Origin of the sequence: Asanoa ishikariensis, from assembly GCF_900107455.1 — a bacterium.
Classification (GTDB): domain Bacteria; phylum Actinomycetota; class Actinomycetes; order Mycobacteriales; family Micromonosporaceae; genus Asanoa; species Asanoa ishikariensis.
Genome location: NZ_FNQB01000004.1, coordinates 176952 through 199509 on the forward strand (window position 1 = coordinate 176952; position 22558 = coordinate 199509).

A 22558-nucleotide genomic window follows, 5' to 3' on the forward strand; every position below is an offset into this window, starting at 1 on the left:
TCTGGCAACATCGGCGCTACCCGATGTGAACGGTTCGTCCTCCCTGTTTGAAATGCGCCCGGGCTTTGTGCGAAATCGAATGTTAACGCTCACATAGCCAATCACGTGAGGCGAGAGGAGTTGATCGTGAGAGTTCGCCGGATGGCCCGGTTCGCCGCCCTGGTGCTCGCTGTTCTGCTCGCGGGAGGAGGCGCAGTGGTCCTGCGGGCGCCCGCCGCCACGGCGCTGGCGAACGGTGTGGCGCGCGTGCCGCCGATGGGCTGGAACAGTTGGAACAGCTTCGGCTGCAACATCAACGAGACCCTGATCCGGCAGATGGCGGACGCCCTGGTCTCCAGCGGAATGCGCGATCTGGGTTACCAGCACGTCGTCGTGGACGACTGCTGGTTCAACCCCAACCGCGACGCCGCCGGGGACCTGCAGGGCGATCCGTCCCGCTTCCCGAGCGGGATGCGGGCGCTCGGCGACTACCTGCACGCCAGGGGCCTGAAGTTCGGCCTCTACCAGGTGCCGGTAGACCGGACCTGCGCGCAGTACTTCGGCGCCTATCCGGGTGCGACCGGCAGCCAGGGGCACGAGGCGCAGGACGCGCGGCAGTTCGCCGCCTGGGGCGTCGACTACCTCAAGTACGACTGGTGCTCGCCCAACGGAACGATCCAGGACCAGGTCACCACGTTCGCGAAGATGCGCGACGCCCTGGCCGCCACGGGCCGGCCGATCGTCTACAGCATCAACCCCAACAGCATCCACGCGAAGACCGGGCCGCAGCGCAACTGGGGTGACGTGGCCAACCTGTGGCGCACCACCGAGGACATCACCAACGCGTGGGACACCGGCCAGAGCAACGGCTACCCGATGGGCATCCAGAACATCGTCAACGTCACCGTCCCGCTGGCGAACTACGCCGGCCCCGGCAGCTTCAACGACCCCGACATGCTCGAGGTCGGCCGCGGCGGGATGTCGGACACCGAGATGCGCAGCCACTTCGCCCTGTGGGCCATGCTGGCGGCGCCGCTGATCGCCGGCAACGACGTGCGGTCCATGACCTCGGCGACGCAGACGATCCTCAAGAACCAGAACCTCATCGCGATCAACCAGGACTCGCTGGCCCTCCAGGCGCGCCAGGTGTCCGGCGACGGTTCGCGCCGGGTGCTCGCGAAACCCCTCGCGAACGGGGACGTCGCGGTCGCCCTGTTCAACCAGAGCGGCTCGACCGCCACGATCTCGACCACCGCCGCGGCGGTCGGCAAGAGCGGCTCGTCGTTCACGCTGCGGGACGCGTGGACCAACACGACCACCAGCTCGACCGGCACGATCAGCGCGTCGGTGCCGGCCCACGGCACGGTCGTCTACCGGGTGTCCGGGGGCGGCACCGTGCCGTCGAACACGGGGACCCTGGTCAGCGCGGCATCCGGGAAGTGCCTCGACGTGCCCCAGAGCAGCGGGGCCAACGGCACCCAGCCGATCATCTGGGACTGCAACGGTGGCACCAACCAACGCTGGACGCGCGACGGGCAGACCGTCCGGGCGCTCGGCAAGTGTCTGGACGCTCCGCTCAACGCCGCCGCCGGGTCGAAAGCGCAGCTCTGGGACTGCAACGGCGGTGCCAACCAACGCTGGACGTTCGGCTCCGACGGCACCGCACGCGGTGAGCAGTCCGGACTCTGCCTGGACGTCGACCGGAACCTGACCACCAACGGCACCGTCGTGCTGCTCTGGAACTGCACGGCGGCCGCCAACCAGCGCTGGGCGCTCGTCACCTGAGCGGCCCAGGAAAGGGAAATCGGCTCGTTCGCCGACGACGTCGCCATCCAGTAGGACGCCGAACAGCTGGACGGTGAGGGCCGGCTCCCGCGGGTTCCACCCCGCGGGAGCCGGCAGCCGGACGCTTCCCGAACCCTATATTCGAGTGGTACGGCCCCGAGCCGGCTCGAAGGGGGATTCGTGGCGCTGACCGACGAAGCCATCGCGAAGCTGCGCGGCATGATCGCGAGCGGCGAGCTGCAGCCCGGGGCCAGGCTGCCCCCGGAACAGCAACTGGCCACGCAGATCGGCCTTTCGCGCAGCGGTGTCCGCGAGGCGGTGAAGGTTCTCGAGTCCGCTCGGGTGCTGGACGTCCGCCGGGGAGACGGCACCTATGTCACAAGTCTGTCGCCGGGGCTGTTGCTGGAAGGACTCGGTGTCGCGGTGGAGCTGTTGCGAGACGACACGCTGCTGGAGGTCATGGAGGTCCGCCGGATGTTGGAGCCGGTGGCGACCGGCGTGGCGACGCTGCGCATGACCACGGTCCAGCTCGCGGAGCTGAGCCGCATCCTCGACGACATGGGTGCGGCGGCCGGCGACGCGGAGAAGCTCATCGAGTACGACACCGCGTTCCATCACGTGATCACCGCCAGCACCGGCAACGAGACGCTGACCTCGCTGCTCGACGGCCTCTCCACCCGCACCCTGCGCGCCCGGGTCTGGCGCGGGTTGATCGAGGGCAACGCGGCCGACCGCACCATCGACGAGCACCGGGCGATCTATCTCGCCCTGCTCGCCCGGGATCCGGCACTCGTCCACGCCGCCGCCCTCGTCCACGTGAACACGTCGGAAGCCTGGCTGCGTACGGTGATCGGTGCCGCGCCTGCCCTAAACGAACGCGACCGTCCACTGTAGGTTCGTGCTGCCGTTCGACGCCCACTGCTTGAGCGTCGAGCCGGCGGCGACGCTGCCGCCGTTGTCGACGGCCAGTCCGGTGGTCCGGTTGAGAATCCGATAGCGGCCCTCGCCGAGGTGGAGGACCTGCCACTGCTGGTTGGTGCCCCCGTTCCAGGCCGCCTGCCGCACCGGGGAGCCGTTGGCGGTCGATCCCCAACCGTCGGCGACCATGCCGTTGGCGCGGTTGACGATGCGGTAGTAGCCGGTGCCGAGCTCGACGAGCTGCCATTGCAGGTTGTTGCTGCCGTTCCAGGCCCACAGCTTCAGGTTCGAGCCGGAGGCGACGGACCCGCCACTGTCGATGACCAAACCGTTGGCCACGTTGGTCACGCGCACGTACCGCGACGGGTTGAAGACGACCCGCACCGACGCGATGGCGTCGTTGTTGCCGGTGGCGCGCAGGTCCGCGTTGTCCGCGGTGAAGGTCCAGCTCGTGCCCGTGAAGTTGTCGTTCGCGTAGCCGACGACCTGGTATCCGGAGGTCACCCGGACCGACGACGCGGTTCGCAGCCCGATCCCGGCCGACTGGAGCTGCGCCGCCGTGAAACTGCCGACCGCGAGCGCGGCGCCGCTGCCGCCGAAGTTCGTGTCCGAGTAGAGCGCCGCGGTGCCGACGACCGGAAGCTGCGCCGCGGTCACCCGGTACGTGCGCCCGGCCAGCACCGGAAGTGCGATGACGTCGCTCTCCGGTCGGGTGACCGAGACGGCGCCGCCGGTGCTGGTGTCGACGACCTGGAAGGTGCCGGCGAAGTCCCGGCCGCGGACGTTGACGGTCCCGGCACGGTCCGCCCGCACCAGGATCTCGCTCGCCTGTCCGGCGCTCCAGGTGATGCCGACGGTGTAGCCCCCGCGACCGCGGAGCCCCTGGACCTGGCCGCTCGTCCAGGCGGACGGCAGCGCCGGCAGCACGTGCAGCTCTCCGGCGTGGCTCTGCAGCAGCATCTCCGCGATGCCGGACGTCGCGCCGAAGTTGCCGTCGATCTGGAACGGCGGGTGCAGGTCGAACATGTTGGGCGCGAGCCTTGCCGGCGTGGCGAGCAGTCGGATCAGGTCGTGCGCGCGGGTGCCCTCCTCCAGCCGTGCCCAGTAATTGATCTTCCACGCGAGCGACCAGCCGGTGCCGTCGTCACCGCGCAGCTCGAGGGTGCGCCGCGCGGCGTTGAAGAGAGTGGCATTGCCGCGCTTGGTGATCTGGTTGCTGGGATGGAGCCCGTAGAGATGCGACACGTGGCGGTGGCTCGTCTCGGGTTCGACCCAGTCGTACAGCCACTCCATGATGTTGCCGCGTGACCCGACCCGCATCGGGGGCAGCCGGTCGCGGGTCGCCAGCACCCGGGTCCGGAAGTCGGCGTCCACCCCCAGCACCTGGCTGGCCTGGGCGTACGCGTTGAACAGGTCCCGCAGGATCTGGTTGTCCATGGTCGGCCCCGCGCACACGCTGACACCGGAGTGGTGCGCGAGCTCCGGCGAGTTCGACGGGTTGGTGACCAGGTAGCCCAGGCTCGGCTCGGGCACCAGGCTGTCCACGAAGAACTGGGCGGCGCCCTTGAGCGCCGGATAGTACTGGCGGAGGAAGTCGAGATCGTTGGTGAACCGGTAGTGGTCCCAGATCAGCGTGGCCAGCCAGGCGCCTCCGGTCTGCCACATTCCCCACAGCGCACCGTCGACGACGGAGCTGCCCCGCCAGGCGTCGGTGTTGTGGTGGGTCACCCACCCGCCGGCGCCGTACTGCACCTGTGCGGTGCGGGCGCCGGTCACGGCCAGGTCGTTCACCATCCTGAACACCGGCTCGAAGCACTCGGACAGGTTCGTGGTGTCGGCCGGCCAGTAGTTCATCGGCAGGTTGGCGTTGATCGTGTACTTCGAGTCCCAGGACGGCGCGAGCGAGTCGTTCCAGATGCCCTGCAGGTTCGCCGGTTGGGTGCCCTGGCGCGACGAGGAGATCAGGAGATAGCGACCGAACTGGAAGAGCAGCGCGGAGAACTGCGGGTCGTTGACGCTGGCGTGCTGGGAGATCCGGACGTCGGTCGGCTGGTCGGCCGCCGAGGTCCGACCGAGGTCGAGCGTCGTCCGGTTGAAGAGCGTCTGGTAGTCGGCCACATGCCGGCTGCGTAGCTGGTCCCAGGAGCGGCTCTGCGCGTTGGCGAGGTGCCCCCGCGCGATGCCCTGGTAGTCGCCGGACACGTTGGCGTAGCTGACGTAGTTGGTGCCGATGGAGATCAGCAGCGTCACGCTGGTGGCGTTGCTGACCGTGAGCGTCCCGCCCGAACTGCTGACGCTGCCTCCCTCGACGACGGCCCGGGCCAGCGCCAGGAACCGGACGCGCCCGGTGACGCCCTCCATGTCGCCCGAGAGGCCGTCGAGCGCGATCGTCGCGCTGTCCGGACTGGACTGCGTCGTGCGCTGCGGGCTGTCGAAGCGGGCCGAGAAGCTGATGGCGCCGGCGCGGTCGGCGGTCAGCCGGACGGCGATCGCCTGGTCGGGCGCGCTGGCGAGCGTCTCGCGCTGGTGCCGGACCCCGTTCTGCAGGTACGACACCGAGGTCGTCGCGGTCGTCAGGTCCAGATGCCGGTAGTACTCGGAGACCCCGGAGCCGCTCGGGAACGTGAGTCGGATGTTGCCGACCGTCTGGTACGCGAGCTGGCCGGCCGGTCGGCCGAGCATGGCCTGGTCGACAAGGGACTGTGCCTGGCTCCACTGGTTGGCGAACACCAGACGCCGGAGCTCCGACAGCGCCCCCGCGCCCTGGGTGTTGCTCGAGTCGTACGGCCCGCCGGCCCAGACGGTGTCCTCGTTGAGCTGCAGACGCTCGACGTCGACGTTGCCGAACACCATCGCGCCCAGCCTCCCGTTGCCGATCGGGAGGGCGCGCAGCCAGTCCGTGCCCGCGCCCTCGTCGTACCAGAGCGCGAGGTCGTTCGCCGCCAGCACCGCGGCGGGGGCGGCCGACGCCGGCCGAGGATGAGCGATCCAGGGGAGCATCGCGGCGCCGGCGCCTGCCGCTCCGAGCAGCACTTGCCTCCGGGTCAGGTCAGACATGACGGACCTCCGCAACGCATCGAAACTCGTCTAAGCGATGTGAAGGTCAGGTTACAAACATCTGACGTCTAACGTCAACACAGGACCAGACCTCGATGATTTACGGCCATCAAGGCGCCAAACATGTGAGCTTTAGGCTCAGGGCAGGTCGATCGGCCGGAGAACGCGGTCGATGCCGTGTGCGATCTGCCGGTTGCCCTTGTTCACGTCGAACCTGATGACGCGCGGGTCGCGGTCGGTGCGATCGGCGTCGACGAGCCTGACCCGCTTCCACCAGTAGCCGTACACGTCGACCTTGACGGTGGACCCCGCCGCGGTCGGCAGCGCGGCGCCGTCGGCCTTCAGCGCCGCCTTGCGCGTGATCGTGGAGCCCGGCACCACGTGGTAGAGCAGAACCGACTCCACGGTGTCGATGCCGAGCCCGGCCACCGCGGTGAACGACGCCCGCTCGCTCGGCAGCCGCTTGGTGTGTCGCAGGTCGGCGACCAGCGTCTGGAAGGCCCGGTCGTTCGGGATGAACGCGGTCAGCGCCGTCCTGCCGTCGGTGAGCACGCCGACCGCGCTGGACGGCTTGGCTTCCAGGACCGCCAGCACCGCGGCCGTCAGGATGTCGTAGTCGCCGCCGTTGCGGTCGAACCCGCTGGTGTCCGCGGTCAACACCGTGGCGAGCGACCGGGTTCCCAGCTTCCCGTGTGCGTCGGCGGGTGCGGCGGCGAGAGCGGACGTGACGATCGCCGCCGCAGCGACGGCGACGGTTCGGAGCAACCTCATCGTCGTGAGTCCTTTCGAAGTACGGGGCGGTGGCTTTGTTGCCACCACCCCGTACTTCGGCCGCGTTGCCCGCGCTGGATGCACCTAATAGGTCAGCGTTCCGCGCAGCAGGCTGCGGCCGGAGTGTGCGGCGTCTCCGTCGTGCGGCTCGTCGCTGATGTCGACCAGGCGGTACCGGTTCATGTCGATGCCGGGCGGCACCGTGAGCACCACGTCCGGCTTGTCGGACAGGTTGCCGATCGCGACCATCCTCGTGAGGTCGTCAGGGTCGATCAGCCACACCTCGTGGAAGCCGGTGGTCAGCGGCAGGTTCCGCACGTCGACGCGCATCTCGCCTTCGGCCAGCACCCGCACGGTCCCGCCGGCTGCCGCGGGCACGGACGGCAGCGGAGAGAGGGTCGCCCGGGCCGTCACCCGCTCCGCCGGAGCGCGGTGCGCCAACCGGTCGACCACGACCGTTCCGGCGACCGCGAGCACGGCGGCCGCCGCCGCGGCGAGCACCGGCATGAGCCAGCGTGGCCGTGACCGGGGTGACCGTCGGGGTCGCTCAGCGAGGTCAGTGACCGCCGGCCCGGCGATGCCGGCCTCGATGGACTGCCAGATCCGCTCGGGCGGCGGTGGCAGGTCACGCAGGTCCTGGCTTTCCGCGCCCAGGTCGGCGACGGTACGCAACGCGTCGAGCTCGTGCCGGCAGACCGCGCACTCGGCCAGGTGGTCGAAGTCGAAAGGGCCCTCGGTCTCCTCAGAGAGCGCGAGAAGAACCAGCCGATCGGGATCCAGATGTTGCACCGTCCACCTCCCAACGCCGTCGTAGGTTCGCCAGTCCACGGCGAATGTGGCTCTTGACCGTACCGAGCGGGAGCCCGGTGACGGCCGCGATCTGTGGATGGGTCAGGTCGTCGAAGAAGGCCAGCTCCAGCGTGCGCCGCTGCTCGGCGGGCAGCCGGCCCAGCTCGTCGGCCACCACGAGCCGGTCGACGACCCGCTCCGGAAGCTCCGCCTGATCCGGCGCGGAGAGCTGGGCACGGACCGTCTGCGTGACCCGGTCGTCGCGGACGGTCGACCGGATCCGGTCGATGGCCTTGCGCCGCGCTATCCCGAGCAGCCAGCCCAGCAGCGTGCCGCGCTGCGGGTCGAACGTCTCCCGCCCCGCCCACGCGGCTACGAACGTCAGTTGCGTGACGTCCTCGGCGTCGGCGCGGTTGCTCAGCAGGCGTTGGGCCAAGTAGAGCACGGCGGCGCCGTGCCGCTCGTACGCCGTGCGCAGGGCCTTCTCGTCACCGTCGCGCAGGCGCTCGGCAAGCTCGTCGTGGGAAATCATCAACCTCCTTCCGGGCAGCGGTTCTCTTTGTCATTCGCTCCGCGGGCCCGAAATGGATGCGGCGACTTTTTAACCGTGCGGACCGCATCCACGGGTGAGGGCTGCGACGAAGACCAGGGCGTACGGAATTCGCGACTATCTGTTCGAGGTGTATCCATGCGTATCCTGCACCTTCGCCGTGCGGCCACGGTCGGCGCGGTCGCTCTGATCGCGTTCGGCGCCGCCGGCGCGTTCCTCTCCGGCCCGGCGTTCGCCAGGGCGAACTCGCAAGTGTTCGTTGTACACGGCATCCCCGGGCAGCCGGTGGACGTCTACGTCAACGGCGAAAAGGCCCTCCCGGACTTCCAGCCGGGCAAGGTCGCGGGGCCGCTGAGTCTGCCGGCCGGGCAGTACGACATCGCGCTCACCAAACCCGGCGACGCGATCGCTGACGCGCTGCTGACCGTCGACAACGCCGACGTGCCCGGCGACGCGAACATCAGCCTAGTGGCGCACCTCAGCGCGGACGGCGAGCCCGTGTTGACCCCGTTCGTCAACGACACCGCCAAGCTGGCCGCGGGCAAGGCCCGGCTCATCGTGCGGCACACCGCCGCCGCGCCGGCCGTCGACGTCCGCGCGGGCGGCGAGCCCGTCTTCAAGGATCTGACGAACCCGAAGGAGGCCAAGGCGGACCTCGACGCGGGCACGGTGTCCGCGGACGTGGTGCTGGCCGGCACGTCGACCCGGGCCATCGGCCCGGCGGACCTCGACCTCAAGGAGGGCACGGCGACCATCGTGTACGCGGTGGGCTCGGCCGAGGACAAGACGCTCGGCCTGGTCTCGCAGAGCATCACCGGGCTGCACTCGGCGCCGGGCGGCGTGCCCAGCGGCGACGGCGGCGGCGCCGATCGAGGCGTGCCGTTGCCCTGGTACGGCGTCGGTGGTGTCGGCATCGTGCTGGCCCTGCTCGGACTCGCGCGGCTGGCGACCGGCCGCCGGTGAGCGGACCCGACGGCGCGCCCCGACCTGTGCCGGGGCGCGCCCTGCTCCTGCTGGCGGTCGGCACGGTCCTCACTGGATCCGCCGGCGTGGCGGCCTGCCAGGCCGAACCAGCCGGCGACTTCGGCCGCCCCACCGTGACCGCACCGACCTCGGCTCCGCCGTCCGTACCCATCCAGGACGGAACGGCCCCCGCGCCCGCCGACGCCGACGGACCCACTGCGCTGACCGTCCCCGCGTTGAAGCTGAAGGCGACCGTCAACGCCGTCGGCGTCGACCCGGAAACCGGTGACTTCGCGGTGCCGCCGAGCGTCGACCAGGTCGGCTGGTACCGGTTCGGGCCGGGCTTCTCGGCGACGGCCGGCTCGATCGTCGTCGCCGGGCACGTCGACAGCGCGGCGGACGGTCAGGGCGCGTTCTTTCGTCTGGGCTCCCTCGAGGCCGGCGACGAGATCACCCTGGCCGGACCGGACGGGCAGAGCCGGGCGTTCCGGGTGACGGCCCGCGAGCGCTATCGCAAGACGGCGATCCCGCTGCGGAAGTACTTCGCGCGAGAAGGCCCCGTGCGGCTCACCCTCATCACCTGCGGCGGCCCGTTCGACACACGCACCCGCCACTACCGCGACAACGTCGTCGTCACCGCCGTGCCACGGACCTGAGCGCCGGGTTCGACGTGGGCGGTTCCATGGCGGCCAGCAGCGCGTCGAGCGGCACCGTGGCGAAGCCGACGCGGGCGTCGCTGGCTCCGAACGGCAGCCACAGCTCACCACTGTGGACCAACCCTCCGCAGGAGTAGACGACGTTGGGAACGTAGCCGTCACGCTCGGTCTCGTCGGGTGCGAGCAGCGCGCCCGGCAGCTCGCCGATGACCCGCTCCGGCCGGTCCAGGTCGAGCAGGAGTGCGCCGATGGCGTACCGGCGCATCGGGCCGACGCCGTGCGTGAGCACCAGCCAGCCCGCGGCGGTCTCGATCGGCGAGCCGCAGTTGCCGACCTGGATCAGCTCCCAGCTTTCCCGCGGTGCGTGCAGCGGGACCGGTGGCTGCCACTGCCCGCCGGCGTCGAGGCAGGTCAGTCCGATGGTCTCCCCGTCGGAGCGGCACAGCGCCAGCTCCCGACCTCCGACGGTACGGGGGAACAGCGCGAGTCCCTTGTTGCGGGCGCCCGGTCCACGCATGGGATGGATCTCGAAGCGGCGCAGATCGTCGCTGGTCAACACGCGGGCGGCGATCCTGCGCCCGTCGTAGGCGGTGTAGGTCGCGCGGTACACCGGCCCGGACTCGTCGACGTACCTGACGAAACGCGCGTCCTCCATCCCGTTGCTCTCCGCCGGAGTGGCCGGCCACAGCACGCGTTGACGCAGGTCGGCATCGGCGGGGAAGGTCGCGGCGTAGCTTTCGGCGTTGATGCGGCGTAGCTGTTCGAGCGTGGTTCGCCCGGTGCTGCGGGAGAGCAGCTCCGCCGGGAGGTCGCCGAGCACCCGCTCGAAGGTCGCCTCGTCGTAGCGTGCCGGAAGCGCGTCGAGCACGGTCGCCGACACCTCGTTGTCACAGTCCTGTTCGGACAGGCCTGAGGCGAGCAGGTCGCGGCGGTGCGCGATGCCCACCCGTTGCCCGACTACCAGCGGGCCGCGGCGGTCGCCGATCGAGAGCCCGCGCCCTGGTCCCAGCACGGCGGTGGCGAACCCGATCGAGGACAGGTGTCCTTCACCGATCTGGCGAAGGCTGACAGCGACGCGAAGCTGCCCGGGCTCCAGACCGTCCTGGTCGGGGTGGGGGACCATCGACGGGTTGCACAACGCCGCCGCCTCCACCGCGTACTCGTGGCTGAAGTAGGCACCCACGAGCCGCCGGGCGGTCGGCGAGAGGTCACGAGCCCGGGTGACCCGGTGTCGGACCAGCGCGTAGTGGTGCTCGAACGTGGTCTCCAGGTCGCGGTGCCGATCGCCGAACCGCTGGAGGATCTCGCGCAGCAGTCGATCGGTCTCGTCGGCGTCGAGGTGCGCGATGCGGTCGATGAGAGCCTGCGCGCGGGTCCGGACGAGCGCGGCGTCCTCGCCCGGCACGAAGAGCTTCACGATGACGCGGCTCGGGTCGGGGATGAGGATCGTTTCGTGCCGGACGGCCACGGCCCGGATCACGACCACCGCCGGGCGTGCTGCATGGTGGAGATCAGCGCGAGGGTCGACTCGGCGCCCTGGTTGAGGTTGGGTCCGTGCCGGGTCAGCCCGTCGTAGCCGCCGCCGGTGTTCGGATCCCACATCGGGGCGTCCGCGTCGTTGTCGCCGAGGAACCAGCCCACGCAGTGGCGCACCGCGGCGTCCCAGACCGGGTCGCCGGTGATCGCGGCGGCGGTGGCGCAGGCGTCGGCGAGTGCGGCGACCTCGATGGGCTGCTGGTCATGATGGAACCGCACCCCACCGCGGCGCCAACCTGAGGCGGGTACGACCGAGAGCCGCCCGTCGCGCGACTGGACGTCACGCAGCCACGCCAGCATGCCCAGGCCTTTGGTCAGCAGGGCGCTGTCGGCGTGGGCGTGGCCGGCGGCGATGACGACCTCGGCCAGGGCCGCGTTCGCGTAGGTCAGCCGATCCTGCGGCCACGGCCAGCGTCGGTCCGGATCGGGCTTACCGACCGCGACCGCGGCATCGGCGAGCAGCGACGCCGCCCCGACGTGTTGGGGGTGCCGGCGCAGCACCTCGGCGGCGCCGAGCCCGGCGAAGGCCATGGCGCGCGGGTGGGGTGAGCGCCGCAACGCGCCGAGGGCGAAGGCGACCAGCGCCTCGTCCCGGATCCAGGGTGCGGGGCTACGGGCGACGGCGGTGCCCAGTCCCCACAACGCGCGGCCCCACCAGTCGCCCAGCGCGGGCTCGTCGTTCCAGCGCCGGTCGTGGCCGAGCCGGTTGTGGAAGGCGCCTCGGGCGTCCTGCGCGTGGGTGAGGAAGCCCAGGTAGCACTCGGCGAGCTCAAGCACCACCGGCGACGGTTCGGGCTCGCGGCTGGTGACGACCAGACCTCGGGCGACGTCGTCGGTGCAGTAGCCGTGTTCGCGGCGGACCGTGGCGTGCCGGGCGTGCTCGAACAGTCCGGTGTCGTCGGTCAGGCGGGTCAGGTGGGTGAAGCTCGGCGCCGGGGCGACGACCCGGTAGGCGATGCGCGGATCGGCGGCGGTGGTCACGCCGACGCCGGACTGACCTCGGGTGTGCGCGCGGCGATGAGCTGTTCGGCCAGGGCGCGGTAGCGGGCGGCGACCGCCGGCCAGCGCAGGTCAGCCGCGATCGGCTGGGTGCGGCCGGCGAGCCCGGCGGCCAGGCCCGGCTCGGTCACGATCCGCCGGATCGCCTTGGCCAGAGCTGTCGGATCCCGGTGGGGCACGAGCAGGCCGGGGCCGTCGGTGAGCAGCTCGACGGCGTGTGGGAACGGCGTGGCCACCACGGGCACCCCGGCGGCGACCGCCTCGATGAGGACGCCGGAGGTGACCTGCTCACGGGAGTCGTACGGGAGCACGACGACATCGGCCGAGCGGATCAGCGCGCCGAGGGCCGCGTCGTCGAGATAGGCCGGCTGGTAGTCGACGGCATGTGCGACACCGAGGCGCGCGCCGAGCTGGTGCAGGCTCGACCGATAGGCGTCACCGTGCAGCTCGAGAACCTTCGGGTGGGTCCGGCCAGCGACCGTGTAGGTCGGCGCGGGATCGAGATCCTGGAGGCGCGCGAGGGCCCGCAACGCCCACTCGATGCCCTTGCCGGGACCGAGCAGGCCCCAGGTGAGCAGGTGCGGGCGGGCACGACGCTCCACCGGCGCGTCGAACCCATCGGCGGCGCCGTGCGGGATGACGGTGATCTTCGCCGGGTCCACGACGTAGCCGACGATCAGCCGTTCGCGGGCGGTGTCGGTCATCGTGACGACCGCGCCGGCGGCCGCGACGATCTGCTCCAGCACGAACTTCTGCCTGGGGGAGGGCTGGCTGAGCACGGTGTGCAGGACCACGATGCTCGGTGTGGTGAGCCGCCGCAGCAGCGGCAGCACGTCCTGGCCGTCGGCACCGGGGTAGATGCCGTACTCGTGCTGGACGACCGCCACGTCGAAGGCGTTCAAGGCGGCGGCCGCTGGCTGCCAGCCCACCGCGGTGCGGGCCGACCAGGTGTGCACGACGTCGGCTCTGGCGCGCTGGTCGTCGCTGCCGTCGGTGACCCGCACGACGCCGCCGCGCGTGCCGTCGGCGGTCAGGTGGGCGGCGAGGGCGGAGTTGAAAGTGGCCAGTCCGCACTGGGTCGGCGGGTGGGTGCTCAGGAAACCGTAGCTGGCGGGCATGGGCGCCGTGCCTTCCGATTATCGGCCACGGCCGCAGGAACGCGGCGAGCCTCACGCGGTTGCGGCGCGCGCCGGCCAGCGTGTGTGGCCGACGGAACGAGTTCGGGGCAGGCCGCCGCAGTTGCGGGACTCGGCCGGCGCGAACCTGTCAAGAGGGGCCGGGTCCGGTGCGGACCGTCGGCCGTTTGAACAGTATCAGGGTCGCCGGCGACCGGTCAGAACGTCGTCGTAGACCGCCAGGTAGTCGGTGACCATCCGATCCACGCCGAAACGCCCGGCGGCGCGGTCCCGACAGGCGGCCCGGTCGATCTCCTTGATCCGGGCGACGGCGGCGACCGCCTGCGCCACGTCGTGGACCAGCATCCCCGTCACCCCCTCGTCGACGACCTCCGGCATCGACCCACGTGCGTACGCGACGACCGGCGTGCCGCAGGCCATCGACTCCACCACCGAGAGGCCGAACGGCTCGTCGAACGCGATCGGGTGGAGCAGGGCGGCGCTCGCGCCCAGGATCTCACCGCGTTGTCGCGGGCCGACCGCGCCGAGGAACACGACCCGCTCCCCGTCGATGTGTGGCAGCACCTGCTCGGCGAAGTAACGCTCGTCCTGGACGATGCCGCAGATGGTCAGCGGCCGGTCGGCGAGGCGGGCAATCTCGATAGCGGTATGAATGCCCTTGTCGGGGTGAATCCGCCCGAAGGCCACCAGGCCGTCGCCCGCGTCCGCCTGAAACGGAAGGCCGCCGAGGTCGACACCGTGGTGCACGGTCGCGACATAGTCGAGCCCGGGGACACGGTCGCTGTCGGAGATCGACACATAGGACGAACGCGCCCGCTCGTACGCGGGGAGGATGCCGGCACCGGAGAATCCGTGCACGGTGGTGACCAGTGGAGCCCGGCAGTGCGCGGCGAAGGCCAGCGGCAGCCAGTCGATGTGGTTGTGGACCAGGTCGAACTCGCCGGACCGGGCCATCGCGCGGGACACGTGGAGCGCCTCCCACACGCGCCCGTCCATGGTCGGATCATCGGCATAGCCGTGGGGGCTGACACCGTCGAGGGTGGCTGCGGTGATCGAGTCCAGAGTCGCGAACAGGGTCACATCGACACCGCGTGCGCTCAGTCCCTCGGCCAGCAGGCTCGTCACCAGCTCCCAGGGCCCGTAGGCGAGCGGTGGCGTCCGCCACGCGACGGGTCCCAACAGGGCAAGCTTCACTCGGTGTGCCGGTTCATGAGCCAGACGCTACGCCTACCTGGGCGTCAGTGCGCTGACGGTGCTCCTGGTGCGCATGTTGCACTCCTTCGACGTTTGACCCTGTCCTTGGAACACGCTCTTTACTGGGGGACTGGTCATTCCGCCCCCATCGAAGGAGCTTCGCGCCATCGAAACGCTTGTCCGTAACTTCCAGGATCTCGTGGCCCAGGTGCCCGAGGCCGTCCAGCCGTTCGTCGTCATGCTCGCCGGTGCGATCCCCTTCATCGAGGGCGAAGGGGCATCGCCGATCGGGGTCATCGGCGGGATCCACCCCGTCGTCGCCGGGGTCGCCGCAGCCGCGGGGAACTTCCTCATCGTGCTAGTCGTCGTGCTCCTCAGCTCGCGGGCCCGCACGGCCGCCATGGCCCGCCGTGGGAGCCGAGCCGACGCGCCCCAGCAGCACAAGCCCGAGTCGAAGGGGCGTCAGCGCTTCCGCAGGTACCTGGTCCGGTTCGGCGTGCCAGGCGCGAGCCTGCTCGGACCTCTGGCGGTGCCCACCCAGATCACCTCCGCCATGCTCATTGCCTCTGGCACGCCGCGTCGGTGGGTGCTGCTGTGGCAGGCGGTGGCGATCGTCGTGTGGACAACCCTGACCACCACTCTGGCGTGGACCCTGTTCCCGGCTGCCCAGGCCTAGGTGTCCCGACGGCGAGGGGGCACCTGGATGATCGTCTCTCGCAGGCGGAGTTTGCCGGCGGTCGTCGTGCAGCGCATGTCCTCACCCATCGCCCGGTACGGCGTGATGAAGCCGTCGCGGAGCAGCGGCAGCACGAGCCGGCGGTCGCGGAACACGGTGAGGGCCGCGAGCACCAGGTAGACCACCGACAGCCCGATCAGCTCGCGGCCCTGCCACGACGAGGGCACCGCGGCGCTGAGCACGAACTGACCCACGAACAATCCGAACAACAGCAGCGCGGCCCGCAGGGTCAGGGTGCGGCCGATCAGCAGCGAGACCGCCAGCAGCGACTGGGCCGCGGTGAGCAACAGCTCCTCGCGTTGCGTGGACTCGATCGGCAGTCCCGACCAGCCGCCGCTGGACACGGCGAACACGATCGGCAGCGAGCCCACCAGCAGCGTCCACTGGTTGACCTTCGAGGAGAGCAGCGCACCCAACGCGTCCGTGGTGTGCAGCCGCCAGGCGTAAAGGCCCGCCACCAGCAACTCGGGCGCCTCCGATGCGAGTGGCGCCAGCCACTGCACCAGGAGGAACTCGCTGATCCCGAACTGCGCACCCGTCTCCACGAGCGAATCGGCGAAGTGCTCGGCGGTGAGCAGGATGACCGCGGCCGCCCCGAGGAACATCGCCACGACCGTTAGGCGGCGGGGGCGTCGCGACAGTGCGCCGACCCATGCCGCCGGGCCGATCAGGTCCGGCACGCCGGCCGGAGCGCGCGAGACCCGCCAGCTGTAGACGACGAAGATGGCCAGCAGCACTCCGCTGTCGACCAGCGACAGTGTCCGTTTGAACGGCAGCACCAGGCAGTACAGGGAGGCCACGGTCAGGAACGCGATGGCGACCGAGTCCGGGCGGCCGAGGGTGACCCGGGTCGCCGTCGCCGGTGGCTCGCCGCGCGCCCGCATGCGGCGCCAGGCGATCACCACCACCAGGGCCCAACCGACGCCGACCAGGATCCGGTTCGCGCCGGTCATGTTGGCCAGGGCCAGCGAACAGTTCGACGTCTCCTCGCCGGGCGCCAGGCACGACGGGCCGTACGCGGCGACCGCCTCGCCCCCGCGGGCGGTGAACACGAAATCCACGGCGTACTCGGGCAGCACGGCGATCAGCGCCAGCAGTGCGACGGCCAGCCCGGCGGAGATGTCGACCTGTGCGGCCTCCGCCGCCCACGCCAGCAGGAACGCCGCACCCACGATCGCGAGTCCATAGACGACGGCCGCCACCGGAGGGGATGGGTGCAGCCCGGCGACACGGATCACCACGCCGGGGACCGCCAGGAGCACGGCGATCAAGCCGGCGGCGGGCGGCCGACCCCCGGAACCAGCGGACATGCTCACGACCTTATGGCCGACCCAGGTCACAGGCGACCGACTCGCGGGGAGGAGAGCCCTGTTGTGTCCTACGGCGCCGGTGTGGACGCACCACGCGGCACACACCCGGTTTCGGTGCCCCGCCGTTGGGCATCTCGCCTGCATGGGTGACTTCACGGACAAGGCGAAGGACTTCGACAACGAGCACGACGGCGCGGTCGACAAGGGCCTGAAGCAAGGCGGGGACAAAGTGGACGACCGCACCGGCGGCGAATATCACGACAAGATCGAGAAAGGCGTCGACGAGGCACAGCACCGCACGGGTGACGGTGACCAGGTCGACTGACCTCCGTCAGTTAGGAGAAGGCGAACGCGATCGACGCGGTCACCGCGTAGTGTCCTGTTTTCGATCGACAGCGTTGTAGGGATTAGAGTCGCGTGCCCGGTTGATCGGCCAATCGGGCATCGCGTCGAGGGCGGCGGCCAGATTTAGCAGGTCCCACAACCGCCGTGGCCCGAATGATTCGACCGAGGCGTTGCGCGGCGTCTGCGAGAAAAAGTCGCTGTTGTGGCGAAAAATCCCCATGTCTGCCCTCGAATTCGGTGCTCGCGAATGCCGAGGTCCGGGGCATCGTGCGTATGTGCGGTTCAGCGTACTCCGTCGCAAAGCGACAGTCGGGAAAGCTGAACTAGCAGGTAAAGTTCACCTTTACAGTTGGCTATCGGCTGACCATTCGACTACGGTTGCCTTTGAGCAAGTATGACCGCTGGCTGGCGGGTTCGCCTCTAGACCCTGGGTGGATGAGCTTCACGTTCAACCCGGGTTGAGGAGAACGATGACGACCACCACCGTTGTTTTGCGTGGCACGATCTCTGATCGAGTAACGGACGCCGGTTACACGTCGACCGCCACCGAGTTGCTCACCGCGCTGACCACGATGCCCCTTGACCACCCCGGCCGCGCCCGGGCACGCGAGCGCGCGATCGAAGCATGGCTCCCACTGGCCCGACACCTGTCCCGCCGTTACACCGGCCGCGGCGAGCCGACCGACGACCTGCTGCAGACCGCGTCGCTCGGCCTGATCAAGGCCATCGATCGGTTCGAACCCGAACGTGGCATCGATTTCCCAGGCTTCGCCATCCCGACCATCGTCGGCGAGCTCAAGCGCCACTTCCGCGATCGCACCTGGTCGGTGCGGGTGCCACGCCGTCTCCAAGAGCTGCGCATGGCGATCGCCACCGCCAACGCCACTCTGATGCACACGATGGGTCGGTCGCCGACCGTCACCGACATCGCCGCTCACCTAGGTGTCAGCGAGGACGACGTCCTCGACGGGCTCGAGGGCGCCCGCGCGTACCGCGCCGCGTCGCTGTCCACGCCGGTTGGCGATTACGACGGTGTCATGGAACTCGGTGACCTGATCGGCGGCGTCGATCCAGACTTCGAAGTCGTCGAGAACCGCCTGGCGCTGGGCCCGGCGCTGCGCCGGCTCAACCAGCGGGAACGGCGGGTTCTGACGCTGCGCTTCTACGGCAACCTCACGCAGACCCAGATCGCCGAGCAGGTCGGCATCTCCCAGATGCACGTGTCCCGCCTGATCGCCCGGGCGCTGGCCACGCTGCGCCGCAACCTTGACGACAGGGACGCCTGAAGCGAGACCGTTGACACAGCGTCGTGAGGATTCGGCGGCCTGCCGGCGGGCACTCCGCTGTGGACGAGTCCTGCCGCCACCCGAGTGCTGTACCGCGTCGTAGGAGAATCCGATCAATACCGCTTCCGAACGTACCGACGGCACGCTGGCCTATACGTTCGCGGGCAGTGGCGAGCCCCTGCTGCTCGTTCACGGCCTCGGTGGGGACCGCCACACCTGGCGCCACCTCATCGGCACGTTGGCCCGGTCGCACACGGTGATCGCGCCGGACCTGCCGGGACATGGAGACTCCGCCGCTCCCGCCGGCGACTACTCCCTGGGCGCCCATGCCACCGCCCTGCGCGATCTCCTCGTCTCGCTCGGCGTGACCTCCGCGACCATCGTCGGCCACAGCCTTGGGGGCGGGATCGCCCTCCAGTTCGCCTATCAGTTCCCCGAGCGAACCGATCGTCTCGTGCTCATCAGCAGCGGAGGGCTCGGACCACAGCTCACGCCCGCGCTCCGGGCGGCCACCTTGCCGGCCGCGGAGACCGTCGTCGCGGCCCTGGCGCGGATCCCTTCCTTCCTGACCAGGCGGGTGCTGCCCACGATGCCGGCGCTGATCGCCCGACAGGACGCACAATCCGTCGCGGACAGCCTGCGCGGCCTGAGCGACGCGCGGCGGCGCCGGACCTTCATCCGCACCGCGCGCACGGTCATCGACTGGCGAGGGCAGACCGTCAGCGCGATCCAGCACCTCAATCTGCTGGCCGGCCTCCCGGTCCTGGTGGCCTGGGGCAGCGACGACAAGACCATCCCGCCACGGCATCACAAGGCGATCGCGGCGGCGAAACCCGCCTTTCACACCGCGGAGATCGCTGATGCCGGGCACTATCCGCATGAGACCGCACCGGATCGCCTCGTACCCGCGATCCAAGCGTTCCTGCGCACCACCCGACCGTTCCGGTACTCGGAAGCGTCGTGGCGTGCCGTCGTCGACGCGGCTGGCAGCGAGAGACCGAAACGCCCACTGCCGAACCTGAAAGCCGCGTGAACATGCGATTCGACGGCAAAGCCGGACGCGAAGCGGCGCTCGCCGCACTCCCACCGACACCTGATCCCCACCGCGTACGCCCTCCGCCGCCGTGCGGTCCATGTTCCTGACCTGCCCGCGCGGAGGCGCCCGGACGCGTTGCGATTCGGTGTCGCAACGTGGGTTCGGATCCGCCGCGGTTTGACCGCTCTGGCCGTCGGGCACCTAGCGGCCGTCGCTGAAGGACACAACCCCCGAGGAGGAGAACGGCCATGACCCCAGGTGGAATCATCACCGCCCTTATTGTCGGTCTGATCATCGGCGCGCTGGGCCGTCTCGTCGTGCCCGGTCGCCAGAACATCCCGTTGTGGCTGACGCTGGTCATCGGTGTCGTAGCTGCGCTCATCGGCTCCGCGATCGCGCGGGCCGGTGGTTTCTCCGACACAGACGGCTGGATCGACTGGCGTGAGCTGCTCCTCCAGATCGCTCTCGCGGCTGTCGGGGTCGCGCTCGCCGTCGGCTTCGCCGGCCGCGGGCGGCGAAGCGTCACGCGCTGACCCTGTTCCATCGGTGCCCCGGCCAACGGCCGGGGCACCGCCGTGTCTGGGATTTGTGGTTCCGACCCATTTGGGCGTTATGTCCGGCATACTGAACTGGAAGCTCAAGCGCACAGGGGTAGGTCGACACCGACACCAGAAGGTTGGTCCGGGATGCAACCCATCGTTCCGCCGCCGCTCACTGCGACGCTCGGCGAGCTCAATGACGCCGTACGCCAGCTACCCGCCGCCGCCGAGCATTCCGCGCCGGCGAGATTGCGGCGGGAGGCCATCGCGTTGGCCGACGTCATCCACCGTGACGGCGAAGGCGCCCACACGGCCGAAGCGAGTCGCCTATTGCGCCGAATCCGCGGCTATCTCGTGGACGCGTCCGAACCCAAACCGTAGAAGGGACCCGGGGGTTCGCTGAACCCCCGGGCCCCGAATGGCAGCTAGCGCGTGGCCGCCCAGAGCACCGCGCGACCGAGCTGAGGCTGCAAGCCCTTGGGATGCAGCCGGTACGCCGGGTCCGTGCCGAACAGCACCGTGCCGTTGCCGCCGGCGCTGACGCCCCGGACGATGCTGGCCTGCCCGGCCGCCGCGGCCTGGCCGTTGGTGCCCGCCGCGTTCGACGCCCACCAACCGGAGAGCAACGGGTCAGGCGCGTACGACTGCTCGACGCTGACGTTGGCCCCCAGGCCCGTGAACCACACCGGCTGGTTGATGAACGAGTGCGGGATGGCACCCGCGGTGACCGGACCACCGCTGTTCACGATGTTGGCCACGCCGCTGGCCAGGCTGTCGCCGGCCGTGGCGGTCACGCTCAGCAGCGCCGTCGCGTTGCTGAACGCGGCGCCGGCGGTGCCGAGACCCACGACGCCGCCGTCGCGGGCGAGGAACGCGTCCAGGGCCGCCTTGTTCTCCGGCGTGAGGGTGGCCACGTTGAGGTTGCCGCCGACCAACAGCAGGTCGACGTCGTCGGTCAGGGTCGTCGCCAGGGTGGCGGCGGTGACGGCGCGGGCCTCGAAGCCGATGTCGAGCAGCGTGTCCCGCTCCTCCGCCGCGCCGACGTAGCCGACCACCACCTCGTCGAGCAGCGTCCCGCTCCAGCGGCGCGGCGCCCGCTCGAAGGTGACGTCGTGCTCGCGGACCTCGTGCGCGGCCAGCCGGCGGTTGGTCCGGGTGCCGGGGATCGCCACGGAGCCGTCGGTCAACCGGTAGACCTTGACGCCCTTGTCCAGCAGCGAGTTGACCGCGAGCAGGTCGGTCGCGTCCTGGATGTCGAGGCGCAAGTCGCCGTCGCCAGGCAGGTAGCCCTCTGCCTCGCCGTCGTAGACCCGCTCCAGCCGCACATCGGGGAGCGTGGACCAGAGCGTGTCCACCGTGGCGCCCCAGGTCAGTCCCTGGCTCCAGGCGGCCGGTCCGGCGTAGAGGTCGTCGACCCGGTCGGTGAGGTCGATGCCGGGCTCCAGCAGGGAGTTGACGAGTCCACGCTTCGGCTGGTGCAGGTCGACCACGTACGAGCCGGCCTGATAGGTCTTGCGACCGACCCGGAAGTCCCGCTTCGCCTGCGTGACCCGGCCGCCGCTGTCGACCAGCAGGTCGACGAGGCGTGCCGCGGCGGTCTCGGAGTGCTGGCCGGGGCCGGTCGGAATCACGTACGACCGGGGGAAGACCGTCTGGTAGTTGTCCTCCTGTCCCCAGCCAGGCACGTACTCGTCCGGGATGTCCCGCAGCGGCTCGCCGGCCCACCCGCGCCGGTAGACCTCGGCCTGGTCGAAGATCACCTGGGCGCGGTGGTCCTGGATGTACTGCAGCGAGGTCTTGATCGCGACCTCGTGGACGTCGGTGTTGATGGCGGAGCGGCGCACGCGCTCCTCGGGGGTCAGGTTGCCGCGGGGGTTGAGCGGAGCCTCGATGGTGTACGGGATGCTGCTCTGCAGCATGGCGAACGAGGGCACGTAGATCGGCGGGAAGTCGTCCCAGACACCGGGCTCGTCGTCACGGAACGGGATCCGGGCCCGCTGCGTCTCGGGGTAGCCCAGCGCGCGCAGGCCCTGCTCGATCGCCAGCGCGTTCGGCAGGCCGTGCTTGATGTAAAGGTCGTACTCGTTGTTGACGTTGTGCGGGGGAGTGCTGGGGTGCAGCAGCGTCGGGTTGACGTACCCGTGCAGGTCCAGCGTGATGATCGGCTTGGTGTCGACGATCAGCTCGCGGATCAGGTTGGTCTCGGGCTGCGACACGATCGTCAGGTCGCGGTTGAGGTCATAACCGGCGGCGTTGGGGCGTTGGCCGGCCACCCGACCGTCCGGGTTGGACGTGATGTTGAAGACGAGCCGGTTACGCCGCAGCAACCGCTCCACCGCGGGGTCAGTGCTGGTCGCGAACTCCTCGATGACCCGCAGCGCCGCGTCGGTGCCCTCCCACTCGTTGCCGTGGATGTTGGCGTTGACGAACAGCGGCGTCTTGTAGCCGGCGAGCAGCTTGCGGTCCGTGCGGGCCTTGGCCGGCTCGTCCTCGATCCACCGCTTCCAGGCCTCCTGCTGGCGCGCATCTGAGCGGCTCTCGGGCGCGGTCACCGTGACGGCGTACAGGTCGTAGCCGCCCGAGGACTTGCCGGCGACCCGGGCGGACACCCGGTCGCCGGCCGCCTGCAGGGCGTTGAGCTTCGGAGCGATCTCGTCGTACGGGATGACCCCGATCGGGATCGACGCGTCAGCGGGGTTGTCCGGCCAGAGCGGCAGGACGTGCTTCTGGGGGAGGCTTTTGACGTCGGACAGCTCGACGGGCCGGCCCGGCTCCTCGGGCAAGGCCGTCGCCTGGGCAGGCACGGCCCAGCCGACGGTCGCGAGCATCGCGGCGGTCACGGCCAGTGTCGAGAGTGGTCTTCCGCGCATAAAGCAGAGTTCTTCTATCGAGAAGATAGAGATTCAGCGGCCAGATAGATCTTGTGCGATCCCCACGCCCGTGTCAACCGTGAAGGCATACGGATCGAGAGGA

General features: G+C 70.1%; 20 protein-coding genes. 10 read left to right on the plus strand and 10 right to left on the minus strand.

The genetic code is table 11. The features are described from left to right. Positions 1-141: 141 nt before the first annotated feature. Together BLV39_RS33650 and BLV39_RS33655 are read left to right on the plus strand one after the other, a co-directional pair. The gene (locus BLV39_RS33650; protein ID WP_090801212.1) at positions 142-1764 is read left to right on the plus strand and encodes a glycoside hydrolase family 27 protein; all 1623 of its coding nucleotides are present in this window, start codon (positions 142-144) and stop codon (positions 1762-1764) included. 180 nt (positions 1765-1944) lie between these two features. After that, positions 1945-2658, plus strand: coding sequence for a FadR/GntR family transcriptional regulator (locus BLV39_RS33655; protein ID WP_090801214.1), 714 nt, complete (start codon positions 1945-1947; stop codon positions 2656-2658). Here BLV39_RS33655 and BLV39_RS33660 read toward each other — a convergent pair. The 4 genes from BLV39_RS33660 to BLV39_RS33675 all read right to left on the minus strand — a co-directional run bounded on the left by BLV39_RS33660 (position 2632) and on the right by BLV39_RS33675 (position 7831). Beyond that, on the minus strand, positions 2632-5739 hold the full coding sequence (locus BLV39_RS33660) for a glycosyl hydrolase family 95 catalytic domain-containing protein (protein WP_090801216.1): 3108 nt from the start codon (positions 5737-5739) through the stop codon (positions 2632-2634). The genes BLV39_RS33655 and BLV39_RS33660 overlap by 27 nt on opposite strands. A gap of 138 nt (positions 5740-5877) precedes the next feature. Further along, the gene (locus BLV39_RS33665; protein WP_090801218.1) at positions 5878-6510 is read right to left on the minus strand and encodes a fasciclin domain-containing protein; all 633 of its coding nucleotides are present in this window, start codon (positions 6508-6510) and stop codon (positions 5878-5880) included. An 84-nt stretch (positions 6511-6594) separates the two neighbouring features. Next, positions 6595-7299, minus strand: coding sequence for an anti-sigma factor (locus BLV39_RS33670; RefSeq protein WP_090801219.1), 705 nt, complete (start codon positions 7297-7299; stop codon positions 6595-6597). Then, positions 7253-7831, minus strand: coding sequence for an RNA polymerase sigma factor (locus tag BLV39_RS33675; protein WP_090801221.1), 579 nt, complete (start codon positions 7829-7831; stop codon positions 7253-7255). The genes BLV39_RS33670 and BLV39_RS33675 overlap by 47 nt, the downstream gene beginning before the upstream one ends. 156 nt (positions 7832-7987) lie before the next feature. On the opposite strand from BLV39_RS33675, the gene BLV39_RS33680 reads away from it, so the two are divergent. Then, the gene (locus BLV39_RS33680) at positions 7988-8812 is read left to right on the plus strand and encodes a DUF4397 domain-containing protein (RefSeq protein WP_090801223.1); all 825 of its coding nucleotides are present in this window, start codon (positions 7988-7990) and stop codon (positions 8810-8812) included. After that, entirely contained in the window at positions 8809-9468 is a 660-nt protein-coding gene (locus tag BLV39_RS33685; protein WP_239083557.1) for a class F sortase, read from the plus strand. Before BLV39_RS33680 ends, BLV39_RS33685 begins: the two co-directional genes overlap by 4 nt. Here BLV39_RS33685 and BLV39_RS33690 read toward each other — a convergent pair. The 4 genes from BLV39_RS33690 to BLV39_RS33705 all read right to left on the minus strand — a co-directional run bounded on the left by BLV39_RS33690 (position 9446) and on the right by BLV39_RS33705 (position 14333). Continuing rightward, the gene (locus tag BLV39_RS33690) at positions 9446-10948 is read right to left on the minus strand and encodes a glycoside hydrolase family 130 protein (RefSeq protein ID WP_090802785.1); all 1503 of its coding nucleotides are present in this window, start codon (positions 10946-10948) and stop codon (positions 9446-9448) included. The two genes, BLV39_RS33685 and BLV39_RS33690, sit on opposite strands and share 23 nt — an antisense overlap. Beyond that, positions 10945-11985, minus strand: a complete 1041-nt coding sequence (locus tag BLV39_RS33695) for a glycosyltransferase (protein WP_090801227.1) — start codon at positions 11983-11985, stop codon at positions 10945-10947. Before BLV39_RS33695 ends, BLV39_RS33690 begins: the two co-directional genes overlap by 4 nt. Beyond that, a complete protein-coding gene (locus tag BLV39_RS33700; protein WP_090801229.1) occupies positions 11982-13121 on the minus strand; it encodes a glycosyltransferase in 1140 nt (379 codons plus the stop codon). The genes BLV39_RS33695 and BLV39_RS33700 overlap by 4 nt, the downstream gene beginning before the upstream one ends. 195 nt (positions 13122-13316) lie before the next feature. Next, the gene (locus BLV39_RS33705; RefSeq protein WP_090801231.1) at positions 13317-14333 is read right to left on the minus strand and encodes a glycosyltransferase family 4 protein; all 1017 of its coding nucleotides are present in this window, start codon (positions 14331-14333) and stop codon (positions 13317-13319) included. A gap of 208 nt (positions 14334-14541) precedes the next feature. On the opposite strand from BLV39_RS33705, the gene BLV39_RS33710 reads away from it, so the two are divergent. Then, the gene (locus BLV39_RS33710; RefSeq protein WP_204082731.1) at positions 14542-15009 is read left to right on the plus strand and encodes a hypothetical protein; all 468 of its coding nucleotides are present in this window, start codon (positions 14542-14544) and stop codon (positions 15007-15009) included. Here the strand turns inward: BLV39_RS33710 and BLV39_RS33715 are convergent. Further along, positions 15006-16379, minus strand: a complete 1374-nt coding sequence (locus BLV39_RS33715) for a sodium:proton exchanger (protein WP_090801235.1) — start codon at positions 16377-16379, stop codon at positions 15006-15008. The genes BLV39_RS33710 and BLV39_RS33715 overlap by 4 nt on opposite strands. A gap of 142 nt (positions 16380-16521) precedes the next feature. Here BLV39_RS33715 and BLV39_RS33720 point away from each other — a divergent pair, with 142 nt between their 5' ends. The 5 genes from BLV39_RS33720 (at position 16522) to BLV39_RS33740 (ending at position 19966) form a co-directional block, all read left to right on the plus strand. Next, a complete protein-coding gene (locus BLV39_RS33720; RefSeq protein ID WP_090801237.1) occupies positions 16522-16704 on the plus strand; it encodes an antitoxin in 183 nt (60 codons plus the stop codon). A 490-nt stretch (positions 16705-17194) separates the two neighbouring features. Then, entirely contained in the window at positions 17195-18010 is an 816-nt protein-coding gene (locus tag BLV39_RS33725) for an RNA polymerase sigma factor SigF (protein ID WP_090801239.1), read from the plus strand. Positions 18011-18191: 181 nt separating this feature from the next. Continuing rightward, the gene (locus BLV39_RS33730) at positions 18192-19043 is read left to right on the plus strand and encodes an alpha/beta fold hydrolase (protein WP_275414251.1); all 852 of its coding nucleotides are present in this window, start codon (positions 18192-18194) and stop codon (positions 19041-19043) included. A gap of 251 nt (positions 19044-19294) precedes the next feature. Beyond that, complete coding sequence (locus BLV39_RS33735) at positions 19295-19579, plus strand: GlsB/YeaQ/YmgE family stress response membrane protein (protein WP_090801242.1); 285 nt, start codon at positions 19295-19297, stop codon at positions 19577-19579. Between the two features lie 153 nt (positions 19580-19732). Next, positions 19733-19966, plus strand: coding sequence for a hypothetical protein (locus tag BLV39_RS33740; protein WP_090801244.1), 234 nt, complete (start codon positions 19733-19735; stop codon positions 19964-19966). Between the two features lie 44 nt (positions 19967-20010). Here the strand turns inward: BLV39_RS33740 and BLV39_RS33745 are convergent, their stop codons facing one another. Continuing rightward, a complete protein-coding gene (locus tag BLV39_RS33745) occupies positions 20011-22455 on the minus strand; it encodes a M14 family zinc carboxypeptidase (RefSeq protein WP_090801246.1) in 2445 nt (814 codons plus the stop codon). Positions 22456-22558 lie beyond the last annotated feature (103 nt).

Excerpts from the sequence above, each read along its gene's own strand:
- BLV39_RS33650 (WP_090801212.1), top strand. The coding sequence starts at position 142 with ATGGCCCGGTTCGCCGCCCTGGTGCTCGCTGTTCTGCTCGCGGGAGGA.
- BLV39_RS33660 (WP_090801216.1), bottom strand. The coding sequence starts at position 5,739 with ATGTCTGACCTGACCCGGAGGCAAGTGCTGCTCGGAGCGGCAGGCGCC.
- BLV39_RS33735 (WP_090801242.1), top strand. The coding sequence starts at position 19,295 with ATGACCCCAGGTGGAATCATCACCGCCCTTATTGTCGGTCTGATCATC.
- BLV39_RS33745 (WP_090801246.1), bottom strand. The coding sequence starts at position 22,455 with ATGCGCGGAAGACCACTCTCGACACTGGCCGTGACCGCCGCGATGCTC.
- BLV39_RS33700 (WP_090801229.1), bottom strand. The coding sequence starts at position 13,121 with ATGCCCGCCAGCTACGGTTTCCTGAGCACCCACCCGCCGACCCAGTGC.
- BLV39_RS33720 (WP_090801237.1), top strand. The coding sequence starts at position 16,522 with ATGGGTGACTTCACGGACAAGGCGAAGGACTTCGACAACGAGCACGAC.
- BLV39_RS33715 (WP_090801235.1), bottom strand. The coding sequence starts at position 16,379 with ATGTCCGCTGGTTCCGGGGGTCGGCCGCCCGCCGCCGGCTTGATCGCC.
- BLV39_RS33725 (WP_090801239.1), top strand. The coding sequence starts at position 17,195 with ATGACGACCACCACCGTTGTTTTGCGTGGCACGATCTCTGATCGAGTA.
- BLV39_RS33665 (WP_090801218.1), bottom strand. The coding sequence starts at position 6,510 with ATGAGGTTGCTCCGAACCGTCGCCGTCGCTGCGGCGGCGATCGTCACG.
- BLV39_RS33675 (WP_090801221.1), bottom strand. The coding sequence starts at position 7,831 with ATGATTTCCCACGACGAGCTTGCCGAGCGCCTGCGCGACGGTGACGAG.
- BLV39_RS33740 (WP_090801244.1), top strand. The coding sequence starts at position 19,733 with ATGCAACCCATCGTTCCGCCGCCGCTCACTGCGACGCTCGGCGAGCTC.
- BLV39_RS33680 (WP_090801223.1), top strand. The coding sequence starts at position 7,988 with ATGCGTATCCTGCACCTTCGCCGTGCGGCCACGGTCGGCGCGGTCGCT.